The sequence below is a fragment of the Streptosporangium sp. NPDC020145 genome (assembly GCF_040631275.1).
Lineage (GTDB): Bacteria > Actinomycetota > Actinomycetes > Streptosporangiales > Streptosporangiaceae > Streptosporangium.
In genome coordinates, this window is sequence record NZ_JBEXZT010000002.1 from 415,235 (window position 1) to 432,738 (window position 17,504).

Below are 17,504 nucleotides of genomic sequence, written 5' to 3' on the forward strand. Positions count from 1 at the left end.
CATATAGTACAGATCACACCAGACGGCGCGCGGTCGCCCATCGTGACAGTTCGTGCCTGTTGGAGAGCTGAAGCTTACGCAGGACGGACGAAACGTGCGTCTCAACCGTCTTCACCGAGATGAACAGCTCCTTCGCGATCTCCTTGTAGGCGTAGCCCCTGGCGATCAGGCGCAGCACCTCACGCTCCCGCTGGGTCAGCGAGTCGAGTTCGGGGTCGATCGGCGGGGCCTCGCTGGAGGCGAAGGCGTCCAGCACGAAACCCGCCAGACGCGGAGAGAAGACCGCGTCGCCCTCGGCGACCCTGCGGATCGCGTCGGTCAGCTCACGCCCGCTGATGGTCTTGGTGACGTAGCCCCTCGCGCCACCCCGGATCACGCCGATGACGTCCTCGGCCGCGTCGGAGACGGAAAGGGCCAGGAACCGTACCGGCGAACCCGACCCGAGCACCCGGCGCAGCACCTCCTGGCCGCCACCGCCCGGCATGTGCACATCCAGCAGCACCACGTCGGGCTGCAGCTCGGCGATGGCCTTGACCGCCGACTCCACGTCCTCGGCCTCACCGATCACCTCGACCGAGTCGCCCAGCTCGGCGCGGACGCCCGAGCGGAAGAGCCGGTGGTCGTCGACGATCAGAACCCTGACGGTGCTCACGCGCTCACACCTTCTCCAGTTTCATGGTCAGCATCACTTCCGTACCCTCGCCCGGCTCGGTCCTGACCCGGGCACTGCCCCCGTTGCGCTCCATCCTGCCGATGATCGACTGGCGGATGCCCATCCGGTCCTCCGGGACGTCCTTCATGTCGAAGCCGACACCCCGGTCCCGGACGAAGATGACGACCTCCTCCGGCTCCGCCTCGGCGTAGACGGAGATGACCGGCGAGCCGGAGTACTTCGCGGCGTTGACCATAGCCTGTCTCGCCGCCTGCATCATCGCCGACAGCTCCGGGGTCAGCGGGCAGTCGCCGACGCAGACGATCTCGATGGGCACGCCGTGCGCGTCCTCCTCCTCGGCCGCCACCCGCCGCACGGCCGCCGCGACCGAGGCGTCGGCGTCCTGCTTGGGCTGGTAGAGCCAGTTGCGCAGCTCACGTTCCTGGGAACGGGCCAGCCGCATCACCTCACGGGAGTCGTGCGCGTTGCGCTGGATCAGCGTCAGCGTGTGCAGGACGGAGTCGTGCACGTGCGCGGCGAACTCGGCCCGCTCCTCCTGCCGGATGCGCTCGCGCCGCTCCCGCTGGAGCTCCTTCCACAGGGCCGCCAGCCACGGCGCCGCGATGAGCGCGACCCCACCGACGACCACCAGCGTGAACATGATGCCGGGGCGGGCGCTGCCCAGCTCGTTGGTCGCCGCCAGGAAGCCGATCGCCCCGACGACCACCAGCCCGAGGCCGACGAACGTGCGGACCCGGTTCTGGCGCACCTGCCCGACCGTGGTGGACATCCAGCGCCGCCGCCGGTCGGGGTCGGCCTGCTGCCACAGGATCAGCGAGCCGATGCCGCCGACCGCGATCGGCCACGCGCCGATCCCCCCCGCTGAGGCGCCGGTGAGCCACCCCAGGGCCAGCAGCGCCATGCCGATCGCGCCGTAGGCGGCCAGCTGGCTCCAGTCCCTCGCCGGCTCCCTGCCCTCGTACGGCTCGCGCGGCGTGAACATCCACAGCGCCGCGTAGGCCACGGCGCCGATCCCGTCCAGGACCGTGAGCAGCACGAAGGCCAGCCGCAGCACCACCGGGTCAAGCCCGAGCTGGGCGGCCGCGCCCTGGGCGACACCCGCGAACAGCCGCCCCTCGACCGGCCGCATCAGCCGGGGGGAGGCGGGTTCCTCCGAGGTCGCGGGCGCCGCGTCGCGAATCATCGTTCTGTCAGCCATATCCCCAGCATCGTCACATGTAGGACGGTATCTCCGCATCCGGCGTTCCCCTGACGGGACCCTGAGGAAGGCTCGTTCGGTAGGGGACGACTCAGGGGTCTCCCGGATGCGACCACCACCCCGGCCAGGCCACGATGGACACATGAACGACACCGGGAACGCGCAGGACCCGGCGAGCAGCCCGCCCGACTCGCCATCTCCCTCGTCCCAGCGGAACAGGACGCTCGGGCGCGCCGAAGAGGGCCGGATGCTCACCGGTGTCTGCGCGGGACTCGGCCGCCACACGGGGGTCGACCCGGTGCTGTTCCGGGTGGGCTTCGCCGTACTGGTGCTGGGGTCGGGCATCGGCGTCATGCTCTACATCGCGGCGTTCCTGCTCATGCGGGAGACCAACGGCGGCCCCGGCTACATGGAGCAGTGGACCAGGCGTGACTTCGACAGCGAGACCGTCCTGGCCCTGCTGGCCGGCGTCTTCGCCGTCGGCCTGATCATCAACCTGTCCTCGGACGGCATCGGCACCGGCACCGTCGTGGTCGGCACGCTGTTCGCCATCGCGCTGCTCACCGCCCACTCGCGCGGCGTCGACCTGCTGGCCGTCACCCGCTCCCTGCCCGAACGGCTCCGCCCGCACCGGGCCTTCCACCCCCCGGCTCCCCCGTCCTTCGCCAACCCTCCCGGCTTCTCCTTCAGGCCCTCCTCCGCGCCGCCTCCCTCCGGGGAGCCGTACGGCGCGCCCCAGGGTCCCGTGGCGCAGCCGTACCCACGGCCCCACCAGGACACGACCGAAGCACCCGTGCCTCCGGTCTCCGAGAGTTCCGAGGTCCCCCCGGCGCCCGAGACACCCACGGCCTCGGCCGCCGCGGCATCCGAGGCTCCTCCGGTGCCCGAGGCCCCTGAGGCATCCGTGTCGCCGGCCCCTGCGGCTCCCCCTGCGCCCGCGGCCCCTGACGCTTCCGAGGCGCCCAAAGCCCCCGAGCCCCCCGTGGCGGCCCGGCCGTACGCGGACGAGACGACCGTCAACGCGGCGCACACCCCGCCCGGGGCCGACAGAACCGTGCGGGCGGCCTCCAGCGGGCCGTACACCGCGACGCGGATGCCCTTCGACTCCTCGGGAGAACCGTTCTCCCCCTACGGCCCCTACCGCCCGCTCGACCCCAGCAGGCGGCAGCAGCCGTACTCTCCCTACGGCCCGCCCATGTACGGCCCGCCGCCGCAGAAGACGGCCAGGCCCAGGCGCCCAAGAACGTTCGTCGGGGTCATCACCATGTTCCTGGCCCTGATCGTCGGAGGAATCATCGTGGCGGCCCAGTCCCCGTCCGGATCTGTGAACATGACGGCCGTCGGTGGCGCGATGCTCATCACCATCGGCGCGGGCCTGCTGGTCGCCGCCTGGTTCGGCAGGGGCACCGCCCTGGTCGCCGTGGGCACCGTCCTCGCGCTCGCCCTCGTCGCCGGATCGACGCTCACCGGCATGCCGAGGAAGTTCGGCAGCTACCACTGGGAGCCGACCAGCATGGCCGACATGGCCCCCTCCTACGCGGTGGGCATCGGCGAAGGCACCCTCGACCTGAGCGAACTGCCCCTGACCCCCGGGTCGCGAACCGTCCTCGCCGCCTCCATCTCGGTGGGCGAGCTCCGCGTGATCCTTCCCCCGACCGCCAGGGTCGAGGTCAGGGCGTACACCAAGATCGGCGAAGTCAAGATCGACCACCTGGTCGAGGGCGGTGCCGACATCCGCTACGACAAGATCCTGGAGCCCGAGGTCCAGCCCAAGGGCGACGCACCGACCATCGTGCTCGACGTCAAGGCGGGCATCGGAGACGTGGAGGTACGGCGTGCGGCCTGACAACGAGCCCGAGGTGCGCCGACGGGTGCACCGCACGGACTGGATGGCCCTGCTCAGCGGCCTGCTGTTCATCGTCACCGGCATCCTCTTCATCACCCTGCCCGACATCGAGCCCCTGGTCATGCTCCCGGTGGTCCTCGGCGGGCTGGGGCTGGCGGGATTCGCGGCGATCCTGGCTCGGGCGGTACGGCGTTAGCATTTGCTCCGCCTGGCGGCGTCGCGGGGCTTGGGCGCTTCGAGTCGGCGCTTTCCCTCGTCACTCCGTCGCTTCGCTCCTGCGTTCCTCAGTCCAAGCACCGACGCGCCCAAGCCGACACTCCTCACGCACGACACCGGTAAAGCACAAGCCCTGCCTCTTTGCGCCACCTTCGGTGGCACGGGGCTTGGGCGCTTCGGGTCGGTGTCTTCCCTCGTCACTTCGTCGCTGCGCTCCTGCGTTCCTCAGTCCAGACACCGACGCGCCTAAGCCGACACTCCTCACGCTTGGCGCCGGTAAGGCCAAGATCAACTCCTCTCGCTTGGCACCGGGAAAGTCCTGGCAGAAAACTCTCGCGCCGGGGCGGAAAAGTGTGGGCCGAGACTTTCTATGGCTGGGGTGCCTGAAGTCCGGCTGGCGGCTTCGGGCGTTCGATTCGGCGACGGGCGGGCCGATCCCTGATCGGTCGTTCACGCCCCTACGGCGTCCGGTACGGGTCTCCAGGCCGCCCCGGCGGTGTGGGCCTTTCTCGACGCCCGAGAACGCGGCCGTCGAGGACCGGAGCGCCTGACAGGCCCGCCCCGATCCCGGGTCTCAGCCGCGTCCCGACGGAGATCGGGGAGGCCGATGTCACGCGGGACACCGGCCGGTGGATCGACCGGGCGCCGATCACGCCTCCGTGCGAGGAGGCGTCGAGGACACGCGGCCGGTCGACATCGTGGGTTCCACGGCCCTGAGCTGTGGATTCGCCTGCTTGAAGGGGAAGACTGGCGGGCAGAAACAGGGAGGTACGTATACGTTTGTCCGGCTCCGCCTTCCGGGCCGCCACGGGTGCATCGGGAGGGTCCATGCCTCGGATCACCGTCACCGTCGACGAGGTCACCTATGAGGAGGAGGTCGAGCCGCGGCTGCTGCTCGTCCATCTGCTCAGGGACCGGCTCGGCAGAACCGGGACCCCGATCGGCTGTGACACCGGCAACTGCGGCGCCTGCACCGTCATGCTCGACGGCGTCAGCGTCAAGAGCTGCTCCGTGCTGGCCGTACAGGCCGACGGGGGTGAGGTCGTCACGATCGAGGGTCTCGCCAGGGGGCCGGAGTGGCACCCCATGCAGAAGGCCTTCCACGCCGAGCACGCGCTGCAGTGCGGCTACTGCACCCCCGGCATGATCATGGCCGCGATCGACCTGGTCAGGAACGACCCGGACCCGTCGGAGGAGGCGGTGCGCCGGGGCCTTGAGGGCAACCTGTGCCGCTGCACCGGATACACCACCATCGTCAGGGCCGTACGGCGCGGCGCCCGCGAGATGGCGGGACGGGAGGCCGGAACGCCATGACCGGGCGAACCACCGAGAACGACCGGCCCGGCACCCCCCGCGGGAGTCACGAGACCGGCAGGGGCCACGAGCCTCAGGGACCCGGACCGGCGAATCCGGCGGACCTCCCCCGAAACCACGAACCCGATGAGGACCACGAGGCCGACGAGGGCCGTGAGGTCGGCAGGGCTCGGAGGCGTAAGGAGGATGCCCGGCTGGTCACCGGGAGGACCACCTGGACCGACAACATCCGGCTTCCCGGCATGCTGTACGTGGCGTTCCTGCGCGCTCCGATGGCGCACGCCAGGATCACCCGGGTCGACACCTCCGCCGCGCGTTCCCGGCCCGGTGTGGTGGCCGCGTTCCACGGTCAGGACTTCGCCGGCGAGCAGGGCAGCCTGCCGTGCGCGTGGCCGGTCACCGAGGACGTCGTCATCCCCGACCACCGGCTGCGGGTGATCGCCCCCGACGTGGGCGGCGGTTTCGGGTCCAAGCTCCAGGTGACCGCGGAGGAGGTCCTCGCGCTGCTGCTGACCCGCAGGCTCGGCAGGCCGGTGAAGTGGACGGAGTCCCGGTCCGAGGGGAACCTGACCGTGCACCACGGCCGTGACCAGCTCCAGCGGATCCGGCTCGCCGCCGAACGGGACGGGCGGCTGCGGGCCGTACAGGTCGAGCTGCTGGCCGACATGGGCGCCTATCTGATGCTGGTCACGCCGGGGGTGCCGCTGCTCGGGGCGTTCATGTACGGCGGCATCTACAAGATGAACGCCTACGACTTCACCTGCACGGGCGTCTTCACCACCAAGATGCCGACCGACGCCTGCCGGGGCGCGGGGCGCCCCGAGGCCGCCTTCGCCATCGAGCGGGCCATGGACGAACTGGCCCACGAACTCGGTCTCGACCCCGTCGAGGTACGGCGCCGCAACTGGACCACCCATGAGGATTTCCCCTACACCACGGTCTGCGGCCTGACCTACGACTCGGGGAACTACGAGGCCGCGACGGACCAGGCGCTTGAGCTGTTCGGCTACGACGCGCTCAGGGCGGAACAGGCGCGGCGGCGGGCGGAGCGCGACCCGGTGCAGCTCGGCATCGGCGTCTCGACCTTCACCGAGATGTGCGGCATCGCGCCCTCGCGGGTGCTGGGCTCGCTCAACTACGGCGCGGGCGGCTGGGAGCACGCCTCGGTCAGGGTGCTGCCGACCGGCAAGGTGGAGGTGGTGACCGGGACGAGCCCGCACGGCCAGGGGCACGAGACGGCCTGGAGCCAGATCGCGGCCGACGCGCTCGGCGTGCCGTTCGAGGACGTCTCGGTGCTGCACGGCGACACGGCGGTCTCGCACAAGGGCATGGACACCTACGGCTCCCGGTCGCTGGTCGTCGGGGGCGTCGCCGTACTGTCGGCCTGCGAGAAGTTGACATCCTCCCCCGCTTGAAGGGCGGGGGATTCCAACGGCAACTACCCCACCGGGAGGAGGTCGCGTTGAGGTTCGCGGTTCACAGGCCCGGCAACCCGGTCGCCTCCCCGCGCATCCACCGCATGCCCTGCGGCGGTGTCTCTGATGTTCTTGGCCGCGTTGACGTCGGCGTTGTCCCGGTGCCCGCAGGCCACGCAGCGGAATCGAGATTGGCTCTCTCTCGACTCGGCCGCGCGGTGTCCGCAGGCGTTGCAGGTCTGCGACGTGTAACGCGGGTTGATCCTCCGGACGCGGCCAGGGGCCTTGTGTTCCAGCCGCGTCACGAGCTGCCCCCATCCCGCGGCGAGGATGCCCCGGTTGAGAGCGGCCTTCTGCCGGATGTTGCCGCCCGGTTCGGCCAGGGTGCCCTTCGCCGAGCGGGTCATGCCGGAGATCTTCAGGTCTTCGACGGCGATCACGTCGAACCCGCGGGCCAGGCCGGTGCTGGTCTTCTCGATCCAGTCCTTGCGCCGGTCGCCTTCGTGGGCACTCAGCCTCGCGATGGCGGCCTTGACCCTGCCGCGGCGCTTCGATCCGCGGCCGGCGCGTGCGAGTTTGCGCTGCAACCGCAGCAGCCGGGCCCTCTCGGTGTCGCGCAGGCCGGGCGCGTTCAGCTTCTCCCCGGTGGACAGCGCCACCGAGACCGCAACGCCCCGGTCCACGCCGACCACCTCGCCCGTTCCGGGGGCGGGGATCGGTTCAGGGATCGCGGCGAAGGCGACATGCCAGCGCCCGGCACGGTCGCAGGTGATGCGGTAGGACCTCACCCCGCCGGGGACGGCGCGAGACCACCGAAACCGCACCCAGCCGACCTTCGGGACCCTGACCTCACCCACATGCCGCGACAAGCGCCGCACGTCGCCGGGCGTGACTGCGACGATGCGAAACCCCTCGCTCCGCCCGCGTTTGCGCCACACCGGCCGCCGGTGGGTTCCACCGAAGAAATTGGCCATGGCCTGGGCGAAGTCCTTGAGTGCCTGCTGCTGAACGACGATCGACCCGGCCCTCAGCCAGTCGAACGCGGCACGGGCCTCGGTGAGCTGACGGCACTGCTCGGTGAACCCCGGAGCGCTCCTGCGGCCCGGTTTCCAGCAGGCATGCTGCTCAATGGCGAGATTCCACACGAACCGGGCGTGCCCGCAGTGCCCGGCCAGCACCGCCTCCTGGGCAGGCGTCGGGGAGAGCCGGTAGCGGGACACGCCGATCAACCTACTGAACCCCACCGACAAAACCCGGAGATCACCATGCGGTATCGTTCCGCGCTTCCTTCCCGCCCTGAAGGACGGGGCATCCGCGCTGGAAGTGCCAGGTGGCCGTGGCCCTCGGCTGTGTGGTGGTCGTCAGGTCGGAGGAGGGGGAACGGGAGATCCCCGCCGCCGGCTTCTTCGTGGACTATCTGGAGTCCGCTCTCGAACCCGGCGAGGTGCTCGTCGGGGCGCGGGTGCCCAAGCTCGGCCCGGGCTGGGGTTTCCACTACGAGAAGTTCCACCGGACCGCGCAGTCCTGGGCCACCGTGGGGGTGGCGGCGGCCGTACGGCTCGGCGAGGACGGTGGGGTGGTCGAGGAGGCGCGGATCGCGCTGACCAACATGGGTCCGGCCCCGGTGCGGGCACGGGCGGCCGAGGCCGCGCTCGTGGGTGTCCCCATCACGTCCCCGGGCCCCGGGTCCTCGGGTTCCGGGAGGTCCGCCTCGGGCGGGGAGCGGCTCAGGCATGCCTGTGACCTGGCGGACGAGGGCACCTCCCCGCCCACCGACCTGCACGGGGACCCCGCCTACCGGCGTCATCTGGCCCGGGTGCTGACCCGCAGGGCGGTCGTCGCGGCGGGCCGCTGAATCCCGGGCCCCGGCCTCCGGCGTGTGAGTGGTGATGGACAAGGAGCGGTTCGATGGCGATGCGGTTCGAGCACGAGTTCACGGTTCCGGTGCCGGTCGAGAGGGCGTGGACGGCGCTGCTCGACGTCGAGCGGGTCGCCTCCTGCCTGCCGGGGGCGACGCTGGAGACGGCGAAGGGCGATGAGATGACCGGGCGGTTGAAGGTGAAGGTCGGGCCGATCACCCTCACCTACCGGGGCAGGGCCAGGTTCGAGGAGGTGGACGAACCAGGTCGTACGCTGATGATCGGGGCGACCGGCAAGGAGACACGCGGCCCGGGCACGGCGTCGGCGACGGTGGTCGCGCGCCTGCGTCCCGAAGAGGGGCGGACGCGGGTGGCCGTGGACACCTCCTTCACGGTGACGGGACGGCCCGCCCAGTTCGGCAGGGGCGTGATGTCGGAGGTCGGCGCCCGGCTGGTCGAGCGGTTCGCGGCGAATCTGTCGGAGTCGCTTCAGGGCTCGGAGGCCGCGCCCCGGGAGTCCCGTCGTCTCACCACCGTCCCCGGAAAGCCCGGGGATCCGGAAAAGGCCGCGAAATCCGAAAAGCAGGGAACCTCCGGGGAGACAGGAAAGTCCAAGGAGGGGGAAAACGCCGGGGACCGGGACGTCCACCCGGCGGGCACCTCACGCACCTCCCGGACACCCGACGAGGAGGCCCTGGACCTTCTGGAGGTCGCGGGGATTCCCCTCCTGAGACGTCTCGCCCCGCTCGCGGGCGCCCTCGCCGTCCTCGTTCTGGCGGGGTGGCTGGCCCGCCGCGCCCTGCGCGGCAGGGGTCGCCGGAGGGCCCCGATCCTTATAGGAAGATGAAGAAAACCATAAACAAGAGTTATGAGTTGCGCTTCCGGTGAAATCCACCCGTTGACGGCGCTTCAACTCTCCACGCCCTGGAACTGCGATGATTTCCTTGAAGTCACAACAAGTCAGTTAATTTCTCAAACTGATGGTGAACGCGGATGCTATGACGGATAGCGTCTTCATATCGGGGAGGGCGATGCAGCGTCAGGAGCAGCCATGAGGAGCCCGGCGTCACCCGATCTGATCGGGCGTGGCAGCGAGCTGCGGGCGTTGGTCAGGGCGATGAGCAGACCACCCGCGGTCGTCCTGGTCGAGGGGGAGGCCGGGATCGGCAAGACCCGGCTGGTGCGCACCGCGCTCACCCACCTCATCCCCGGTGAACGTCTCGTCCTGCTGGGCGGCTGTCACCGCATCCGTGAGCCGTTCCCCTACGGGCCGGTGTTCGAGGCGTTGCGGGACCTGGCCGGTGGGCTGCCGCCCGCCGGGGACCTCAACCCGGTGATCGGGGCGCTGCGCGACTACCTGCCCGAACTGCCCCTCCCCCCGGCACCGCCGCCGCTCGGTGACTCCCGGGCCGAACGGCACCGGGTCTTCCGCGCCGTCCGCGCCCTGCTGGCGGCCGTGGGGCCCGCCGTACTGGTGGTGGAGGACATGCACTGGGCCGACGACGGGACCAGGGACCTGCTGCACTTCCTCATCGGGCAGCCGCCGGAGGAGCTGACGCTGGTGGTGACCTACCGGCGGGACGGGCAGCACGGGCAGGCCACGTTGCCGCTCGGCCACGCCTACCGGCGTCCGGCGGGCGCCGACAGCGTGGTGGTCACCCTGGCGCCGCTGGACGTCTCCGGGGTGCGCGGCATGGCAGCCGCGCTGCTCGGCCGTCCCGACCCGCCTGAGCCGTTCGTCACCAGGCTGCGGGAGCGGACGGCGGGCATCCCGTTCGTGATCGAGGAGGTCCTCAGGTCGCTGCCCCCGGCGTACGAGCCGGGTTCCGAGTGTCCGGACGCGCTCGACCACGTCGGTGTCCCGCTGCTGTTGCGCGAGGCGACCGCCGACCAGCTCTTCGGGCTGACCGAGGCCGCGGTGCGGACGGTCAGGGCCGCCGCCGTCTTCGGCGTCCCGGTCGGCGAACGGCTCGTCACCGCGGTCGGCGGTGACCTGACCGGGCTCGGCGAGGCCCTCGCCGCCGGGGTCCTGTACGAGGACCCTCCCGGCCGGTACGGCTTCCGCCACGCCCTGGCCCAGCAGGCGGTCTACGAGGCGATCCCGGGCCCGGAACGGCGGGCGGGGCACGAGCGGGCGATGGCGGCGCTGCAGGAGTCCGACCCGCTGGCGCTGGTGCAGCTCGCCTTCCACGCCAGGCAGGCGGGGATGCGCGAGACCTGGCTGCGGTACGGCACCGCGGCGGCGGACCACGCCGCGAAACTGGGCGACACCCCCGTGGCGGTCGAGCTGATCGAGGACATGCTCGCCTCCCCCGACCTGCCCCCGCGCGACCGGGAACCACTCGTGCTGACGCTGAGCCGCCTGGCCACGACCGGGCTGTCCCACCAGCGGGTGGTACGGCTGCTGCGCCGCCTGCTCGGCGACGGCCTCCTCGAACCCGACGCGCGCGGTGAGGCGCGGCTCAACCTGGGGCTGCTGCTGTGCAACCAGGCCAACGACAGCGCGGCGGGCAGGCCGGAGATCACCACGGCGGTCGGGGAACTGCGGGACCGGCCGATGCTCGCCGCCCGCGCCTGTTCGGCGCTCGCGATGCCGTGGTGGGGCTCCGACCCCCTGTCGGCCCACCGGAAGTGGATCGACCGCGCCGAGGAGCTGATCGTGGGCGCCGACGATCCGGCGCTCGCGACCGCGGTCCTGGTCAACCGGGTCTCCTTCGAGATGACCCTCGGTTCCCCGCGCGCGTTCGACCTGGTGACGAGGCTGCCGGTCACCGACGGGAACCCGCGTGTGCGCAGGGAGGTCGCCAGGGCCTACGCCAACCTCGTCGACGCGGCGGCGACCCTGGGGCACCTTGAGTGGGCCGAGCGCTTCGCCCGGGAGGGTGTACGGCTGGCCACGGCGGCCAACGCCCCGGTCTCCGCCTACCAGCTCAACGCGACGGCGATCCGCAGGGACTGGCTCGCCGGCCGCTGGGAGGGGCTGCGGGAACGGGCCCACGCCCTGGTCGAGCTGGTCCCGGAGAACCCCCTGTCCGCGGCGGACGTCTGGCTGGTCATGGGGATGCTGGCGCTGGCCAGGGGCGAGTGGGAGGAGGCCGCCAGGCACCTGCGCGCGACCGGCCTTGAGGAGCCGGACGGCCACTTCCTGCCGGTCACGTTCACCGCGGCGAGCGGCATGATCGAGCTGTGCCTGGCCAGGGGGCTGACGCAGGAGGCCGTCGGCCACGCCGCGCGCGCGGTGGCCCGGCTGCGGCACAAGGACGTGTGGGTGTGGGGTGCCATGCTGGTGCCCTCCGCCGCCTCGGCGCTGGTCAGGACCGGCGGCACCGAGGAGGCCGCCGCCCTGGTGGCCGAGTTCGCCCGTGGGGTCGAGGGGTGTGACGCGCCCGCCGCGCGGGCCGGTCTCGCCCTCGCCGAGGGGACGATCTCCGCCGCGGCCGGGCGGCACGCCGCCGCGGCCGACCGTTTCGCCAGGGCCGACGAGGCCTACCGGGCTCTGCCGCAGCCCTACCAGGCGGCCAGGGCGCAGGAGGGCAGGGCGCGGTCCCTGCTCGCCCTGGGCGATCCGGCCGCCGCCTCGCTGCTGGCCGGGCTCGCCGGGTGGTACGACGAGTTCGGCGCGGTCCACGACGCGGCCCGGTGCAGGCGGACGCTGCGTGACACGGGGGTCGGCGTCGCGCCGCCGAGGTCCCGGGGCAGGGGCGGTTCCGGCGCGCTGTCCCGGCGGGAGCGGGAGGTGGCCAGGCTGGTCGCGCTCGGCAAGACCAACCGGGAGATCGCCGACGTGCTGTTCCTGTCGCCTCGTACGGTGGAGACCCATGTGGCGACCGTGCTGCGCAAACTGGGCGTGCGGTCGAGGACCGAGGTGGTCGCCCTCGCTCCTCCGCTCTGAGGGGTCCGCCCGACGTTCAACGGGCCGCATAAACGACATGAAAAGTTAGGAACGCCATGAAACTCATGATCAACGGAGGTGAGAGCAAAAAGAGGGACGCGTCCCCCTTCAGACAGAAAGCCGCAAAAATAAATTCATAGGTCCATAAAGCGGACAATACCGATCACAGTCCAGGGAAAGCCCCATACTGTGATCAAGGCTCCCGAGTGCAGTGTGATCGTCATCACCTACAACGACTCCGCCCGGCTGCCCAGGGCCGTACGGTCCGCGCTCGGTCAGTCGTTGCGGAACATCGAAGTGATCATCTCCGACGACGGCAGCACGGACGGGACGGAAAGCGTCGCCCGCGCGCTCAGGCGGGAGGACCGCCGGGTGCGCTACCTGCGCAGGGACGTCAACAGCGGCGGCTGCGGGGCGCCGAGGAACGACGGGGTCGCCGCCGCCCGCGCGCCGTACGTGATGTTCCTCGACAGCGACGACGAGCTGCCCCCGCACGCCTGCAAGAGCATGCTCCTGGAGATGGAGCGCACCGGCGCCGACTTCGTCACCGGGCAGATCTCCCGGCTGCACGAGTGGAACGGCAGGATCAAGCCCTACTATCCCGGGCTTTTCGCCCGCCGCAGGGTCGTCGAGGGGATCGCCGAGGAGCCGGACATGTTCCTCGACTCCTTCAGCACCAACAAGATCTACCGGACCTCGACGCTCCGGGGGCTGCCGTTCCTTGAGGACCTCCACTACGAGGACCACGTCTTCACCACGGAGCTGTACTGCGTGGCCCGGCGCTTCGCCGTCGTCCCGTGGGTCGTCTACCTCTGGCACCGGGCCGCCGAGGGGGACGGCAGGCCGTCGATCTCGCTGAACCTCCAGGAGATGGACAACATCGGGCACCGGATCAGGGCGGCCCGGCTGAGCGACGACATCCTGCGCGGCAACGGCCGGGCCGGGCTGGTCGCCGACCGGCAGCGCCGGTTCGTCCGCCACGACCTGCCGGTCTACCTCAACCCGCTGCCCGCGCGCGGCCCGGTCTGGGCGCGGAAGTTCTCCCGGCTGGTCCGCCCCTACCTCGCGGGCCTCGACCCCGGCGTCATGGACGGCGCCGACCCGCTCGTGCGGGTCTGCTGCCGCCTGATCCTCGACGAGGACGCGGACGAGCTGGTGGTCGCCGCCCGGTCGCTGACCACCCCGAGGGCCGCGCCCCGCTTCGCCGTACGGCGGGCGGGACGCACCTACTGGGGCACCGTCCCGAAAGGGGAGCTGGACATCACCCCGCTCAGAATGGCCGAGCTGCCCTACGGCGCCGCCAGGCTGCGGCACGAGGCGGCCTTCCACGGCGACGGCTCCCGGCTGGCGCTGACGGTCAGGACCTACGACCCGTTCGGGGTGCTGGCCACGGCGCCGGACTGGCGCGCGTTCGCGCGTTTCGGCGGGCACCGGGTCGAGCTGGCGCCGCGCGCGCTCGACGACGGCTCCTACCTGAGCGAGGCGACCGTCGATCTGGCCAGGGCGGGCCGGGGGCGCTTCGGCCACGAGAGCTTCCGTGACCCGAGGATCTCCATCGTCCGCGCCGACGGCCGGGCCACCTCCGACCGGCTGCTCGTCGATCCGGCGGCCGAACCGGTCAGGGTCGCCGTCCCCGGTCACGAGATCGTCGCGGGGCCGGAGGGGCAGTCGGCGTTCCTGCGGGTGCGCTGGCGTCGCAGGGGGGCGCTGCGGTGGCTCGCGCCCAGGCTGGGCAGGCTCCGGGCCGGGCTGGTGCGGCGGCTCTGCGCCCCCCGGGTGAAGCTGCGCGTCTACCGGACGCTGATCAGGCTCCTCCCGCCGCGCGAGAACCTGGTGCTGTTCGAGGCGGACGTGGGCGCCGGGTACACCGGCAACCCCCGCTACGTCTACGAGGAGCTGAAGCGCAGGCGGGCGCCGTTCGAGATGGTCTGGTCGGTCGCCGGGAACCGGCGCAACTTCCCCGCCGACGTCCGCCTGGTACGGCGGATGAGCTGGCGCTACCTGTGGACCATGGCCAGGGCGGGGCACTGGGTGGACAGCCACGGCCTGCCGCTGGCCTACCCCAAGCCCGCCGGGACCCGCTACCTGCAGACCTGGCACGGGCAGGGCGTCAAGACGGTCGGCTTCGACGCCCCCGACCTGCGCGCCGACTTCGAGGCTCCCAGAAGGACCTGGCGCGGGGCCGTGGCCCGCTGGGACGCCCTCGTCATGCCGAGCGCCGAGTTCGAACGGATCTTCGTCACCTCCAACGGATACCGGGGACCGGTCCTGCGGCACGGCTCACCCCGGTGCGACGTGCTGGTCAACGGCGACCCCGAGGCCGTACGGCGGGCCAGGGAGCGGCTCGAACTGCCCGGCGACCGCAAAGTCCTGCTGTACGCGCCCACCTACCGGGACAGGGCCAAGTTCTCCGGCGCCTCGGTCAGGGCCGACCTGGCCGTGATGGCCGAGGAACTGGCCGACGGCTGGGTGGTCGTCCTGCGCACCCACCCCGTCGAACGCTACGCCGTACCCGAACGGCTGCGGCACTTCGTACGGTTCGCGGGGGGTTATCCGGAGGTGAACGACCTGATGCTGGCCTCGGACGCGCTGCTGACCGACTACTCGTCGCTGATGTGCGACTACGCGGTCACCGGAAAGCCGATGTTCTTCCTGCTCGACGACTGGGAGGAGTACCGGCGCGCGGAACGGGGCGTCAACCACGACCTGCCCGCGATCGCCCCCGGCCCCTGCGTGACCGGGACCGAGGAGCTGATCAGGGCGATCCGCTCCCTCGACGCCGACCCGGCCGCCTTCACCGCCGAGCACGCCGCCCGCTACGCCGGCTTCCGCGCCACCTGGTGCGCCGAGGAGCGCGGGGACGCCTCGGCCAGGGTCGTCGACGCCTTCTTCGGCCCCGTGCCCGTGCCCGCCGTACGGCCGGCGGCGGCGCCCGAGGTGGAGGAGGTCCGGTGAGCGGCGAGACCGTGGTGTTCGCGTGCCTGGACGCGGACACGCTCGGCGGCGTGCAGCGGGTCACCCACACGCTGGCGCAGGGGCTGGCCGGGCGGGGGTACGACGTACACGTGCTCGGCCTGCACCGGGCCGCCCGGCCGTTCCGCTACGTGGAACAACCCGGCTATCGGCGTCACGTGATCAACCGCTTCCCCGCCGGCAGGCTCTCCTGGACCGCCGCGCACCGGGAACGTCACCGGCTCCGCGGCATGCTGCGCACGCTCGGATCGGGCTTCGCCGTGCTCTCCTCGCCCGGGGTGGTCGCCCGGCTCAAGGACGTGATCCCCCGGCGGCTGCTGCCCATCGGGCAGTACCACGGCTCCTACGAGCACGCGCGGGGGTCGTGGCACCTGCGCTCGGTCGGCCGTGACTACGGGAGGCTGGAGAAGGCGGTCTTCCTCAGCGAGGAGGACGCCTGGTCCTTCTCCGAGCACGCGCTGCTGCCCAACGCCTGCGCGATCCCCAACCCGCTGCCCGGCTGGCCGTCCCGGGTCTCGCCGCTGACCCGTCACCGGGTGCTCGGCGTCGGCAGGCTGGAGGGCGTCAAGCGCTTCGACCGGCTGATCACGGCCTTCGCCGGGGCGAGCCGTACGGTGGGGGACGACTGGGAACTGCACCTGATCGGGGAGGGCGCCGAGCTGGGCAGGCTCAGGGCGCACGCGCGCGAGAGCGGGGTCCGCGACCGGGTGGTGTTCCGTGGCGCGGTACCCGCGGCCGAACTGGGCCGCGAGTACCTCGACGGGGCGATCGCCGCCCTGTCCAGCGAGCACGAGGGCCTGCCGCTCGTGCTCGCCGAGGCCGCCTCGTACGGCGTGCCCTCGGTCGCGTTCGACGTCTCCGGCGGGGTGCGCTCCCTGGTCCTCGACGGCGAGACCGGGCTGCTGGCGCCCGCGGCCGACGTGCCCGCGCTCACGGCGGCGCTGACCACCCTGATGGCCTCGCACGAGGAGCGGCGGCGGCTCGGCGCCGCCGCCCGCGCCCACGTCGAGGCCTTCCGGCTGGAACGGGTCCTCGACCGCTGGGAGTCGCTGTTCGAGCAGGTCCTACGCTGACCACTCGCTGACCGCCGCCGGTTCGTTGCGCGGCATGGGAACCCCGGCGAGCACGAGCTGGCCCGAGGTGAGCCTGGCGCCCAGCGGGTTCGGTTCGCGGAGCCGTACCAGACGGTCGAAGGCGACCCGTTTCACCCGGGCCAGCTTGCGTTTCGCGGCGATCCGCTCGTAGGCCACCATCCGGGAGGCCTCGGTCCTGGGCGCCCCGCTGAGCTCGTAGCCGTAGGTTTCCAGCCGGTCCCCCAGGACGCTCTCGCACAGCGAGATCTCCCACGGTTCGAGCCGTTCACGCCAGGTTCCCGTCCGCGCGGCGGTCACCTCGCCGTGGGTGCGGGAGTGCCAGGTCTTGTGCGCGGGTACGGCCACGTCCGCGATCAGCCTCGGTTCGCACATCGCCGGGGCGAAGTCCTCACCCAGGAAGTCGCACAGCCTGCGCAGCTGGGCCTCGGGAGCGGCGGTCAGGTCCTCGTAGCGCAGCTCGTGGTAGCTGCCCTCGGGGAGCTTCGGCGCGCCGTGCCTGGCGAAGTCGACCGCCTCGGCCCAGGCGGAGACGGCGCTGTAGACGCTCCCGTTGTACCAGGGCATCTCCTTCAGCGAGGCGACGCAGTCGCGGCCGTCCCTGATCAGGTGGACGAACTGCGCGTCGGGGAACAGCCTCAGCAGCACGTCGATGTTCTGGAAGTAGGAGGGCCGCTTGTCGCCCCAGCGGGGCTTGCCGTGCTGGGTCGCGTAGAAGCGCAGCACGATGCCCAGCGCGGAGCCCAGCGTCGGCGGCCCCTCGACGATCTGCCTGGTCACCTCCTCCCCGTCGAGTTTCAGCTCGTGGAAGCGTGACTGGCGGCGGCCGACCACCCAGTCGGCCAGTTCGCGTCTGCGCGCCGGGTCGTTCAGATCGCCGAAGCGCAGCCGCCTCTGGTAGGCGGCGACCATGAACCGGGTCTCCGGGGGAATCGCGATGCGGGGGTGGGAGTGCAGCATGAGCTGCAGCAGAGTCGTCCCCGAGCGGGGACAGCCCACGACGAAGATCGGTCGGTCCGACTGCATG

General features: G+C 71.7%; 13 protein-coding genes. 9 read left to right on the plus strand and 4 right to left on the minus strand.

The window, feature by feature from the left end; all coding sequences use genetic code 11:
* Positions 1 to 13: 13 nt before the first annotated feature.
* Together ABZ463_RS04510 and ABZ463_RS04515 are read right to left on the minus strand one after the other, a co-directional pair.
* Complete coding sequence (locus tag ABZ463_RS04510) at positions 14 to 652, minus strand: response regulator transcription factor (RefSeq protein WP_352010100.1); 639 nt, start codon at positions 650 to 652, stop codon at positions 14 to 16.
* 4 nt (positions 653 to 656) lie between these two features.
* Positions 657 to 1,871, minus strand: coding sequence for a PspC domain-containing protein (locus ABZ463_RS04515; RefSeq protein WP_352010101.1), 1,215 nt, complete (start codon positions 1,869 to 1,871; stop codon positions 657 to 659).
* 142 nt (positions 1,872 to 2,013) lie between these two features.
* On the opposite strand from ABZ463_RS04515, the gene ABZ463_RS04520 reads away from it, so the two are divergent.
* The 4 genes from ABZ463_RS04520 (at position 2,014) to ABZ463_RS04535 (ending at position 6,662) form a co-directional block, all read left to right on the plus strand.
* Positions 2,014 to 3,717: a PspC domain-containing protein gene (locus ABZ463_RS04520; RefSeq protein ID WP_362772897.1), complete on the plus strand. Its 1,704-nt coding sequence runs from the start codon at positions 2,014 to 2,016 to the stop codon at positions 3,715 to 3,717.
* Positions 3,707 to 3,913, plus strand: a complete 207-nt coding sequence (locus tag ABZ463_RS04525; RefSeq protein ID WP_352010103.1) for a hypothetical protein — start codon at positions 3,707 to 3,709, stop codon at positions 3,911 to 3,913. Before ABZ463_RS04520 ends, ABZ463_RS04525 begins: the two co-directional genes overlap by 11 nt.
* A gap of 848 nt (positions 3,914 to 4,761) precedes the next feature.
* Positions 4,762 to 5,247 carry a (2Fe-2S)-binding protein gene (locus ABZ463_RS04530; RefSeq protein ID WP_352010104.1) on the plus strand — a complete coding sequence of 162 codons (486 nt, stop codon included), beginning with the start codon at positions 4,762 to 4,764 and terminating at the stop codon, positions 5,245 to 5,247.
* Complete coding sequence (locus ABZ463_RS04535) at positions 5,244 to 6,662, plus strand: xanthine dehydrogenase family protein molybdopterin-binding subunit (RefSeq protein WP_362772901.1); 1,419 nt, start codon at positions 5,244 to 5,246, stop codon at positions 6,660 to 6,662. The genes ABZ463_RS04530 and ABZ463_RS04535 overlap by 4 nt, the downstream gene beginning before the upstream one ends.
* A 23-nt stretch (positions 6,663 to 6,685) precedes the next feature.
* On the opposite strand, the gene ABZ463_RS04540 is transcribed toward ABZ463_RS04535, so the two are convergent.
* The gene (locus ABZ463_RS04540; protein ID WP_362772904.1) at positions 6,686 to 7,882 is read right to left on the minus strand and encodes a transposase; all 1,197 of its coding nucleotides are present in this window, start codon (positions 7,880 to 7,882) and stop codon (positions 6,686 to 6,688) included.
* Positions 7,883 to 7,992: 110 nt separating this feature from the next.
* Here ABZ463_RS04540 and ABZ463_RS04545 point away from each other — a divergent pair, with 110 nt between their 5' ends.
* From ABZ463_RS04545 to ABZ463_RS04565, 5 genes are all read left to right on the plus strand, one after another.
* Positions 7,993 to 8,517, plus strand: coding sequence for an FAD binding domain-containing protein (locus tag ABZ463_RS04545; RefSeq protein WP_362772907.1), 525 nt, complete (start codon positions 7,993 to 7,995; stop codon positions 8,515 to 8,517).
* A gap of 53 nt (positions 8,518 to 8,570) precedes the next feature.
* Positions 8,571 to 9,368 (plus strand): SRPBCC family protein, encoded by a 798-nt coding sequence (locus tag ABZ463_RS04550; RefSeq protein ID WP_362772910.1) that lies wholly within the window; start codon positions 8,571 to 8,573, stop codon positions 9,366 to 9,368.
* A gap of 204 nt (positions 9,369 to 9,572) precedes the next feature.
* The gene (locus ABZ463_RS04555) at positions 9,573 to 12,413 is read left to right on the plus strand and encodes an AAA family ATPase (RefSeq protein ID WP_362772913.1); all 2,841 of its coding nucleotides are present in this window, start codon (positions 9,573 to 9,575) and stop codon (positions 12,411 to 12,413) included.
* A gap of 189 nt (positions 12,414 to 12,602) precedes the next feature.
* Entirely contained in the window at positions 12,603 to 15,368 is a 2,766-nt protein-coding gene (locus ABZ463_RS04560; RefSeq protein ID WP_362772916.1) for a CDP-glycerol glycerophosphotransferase family protein, read from the plus strand.
* Positions 15,365 to 16,459: a glycosyltransferase gene (locus ABZ463_RS04565; RefSeq protein WP_352010110.1), complete on the plus strand. Its 1,095-nt coding sequence runs from the start codon at positions 15,365 to 15,367 to the stop codon at positions 16,457 to 16,459. The genes ABZ463_RS04560 and ABZ463_RS04565 overlap by 4 nt, the downstream gene beginning before the upstream one ends.
* Here the strand turns inward: ABZ463_RS04565 and ABZ463_RS04570 are convergent.
* Complete coding sequence (locus ABZ463_RS04570) at positions 16,451 to 17,503, minus strand: sulfotransferase (protein WP_352010111.1); 1,053 nt, start codon at positions 17,501 to 17,503, stop codon at positions 16,451 to 16,453. The genes ABZ463_RS04565 and ABZ463_RS04570 overlap by 9 nt on opposite strands.
* Position 17,504: the final 1 nt, after the last annotated feature.

What these genes read in the sequence shown, in the direction of transcription:
- ABZ463_RS04535 (WP_362772901.1), top strand. Translation starts at nt 5,244, where the DNA reads ATGACCGGGCGAACCACCGAGAACGACCGGCCCGGCACCCCCCGCGGG.
- ABZ463_RS04550 (WP_362772910.1), top strand. Translation starts at nt 8,571, where the DNA reads ATGGCGATGCGGTTCGAGCACGAGTTCACGGTTCCGGTGCCGGTCGAG.
- ABZ463_RS04555 (WP_362772913.1), top strand. Translation starts at nt 9,573, where the DNA reads ATGAGGAGCCCGGCGTCACCCGATCTGATCGGGCGTGGCAGCGAGCTG.
- ABZ463_RS04530 (WP_352010104.1), top strand. Translation starts at nt 4,762, where the DNA reads ATGCCTCGGATCACCGTCACCGTCGACGAGGTCACCTATGAGGAGGAG.
- ABZ463_RS04570 (WP_352010111.1), bottom strand. Translation starts at nt 17,503, where the DNA reads ATGCAGTCGGACCGACCGATCTTCGTCGTGGGCTGTCCCCGCTCGGGG.
- ABZ463_RS04520 (WP_362772897.1), top strand. Translation starts at nt 2,014, where the DNA reads ATGAACGACACCGGGAACGCGCAGGACCCGGCGAGCAGCCCGCCCGAC.
- ABZ463_RS04515 (WP_352010101.1), bottom strand. Translation starts at nt 1,871, where the DNA reads ATGGCTGACAGAACGATGATTCGCGACGCGGCGCCCGCGACCTCGGAG.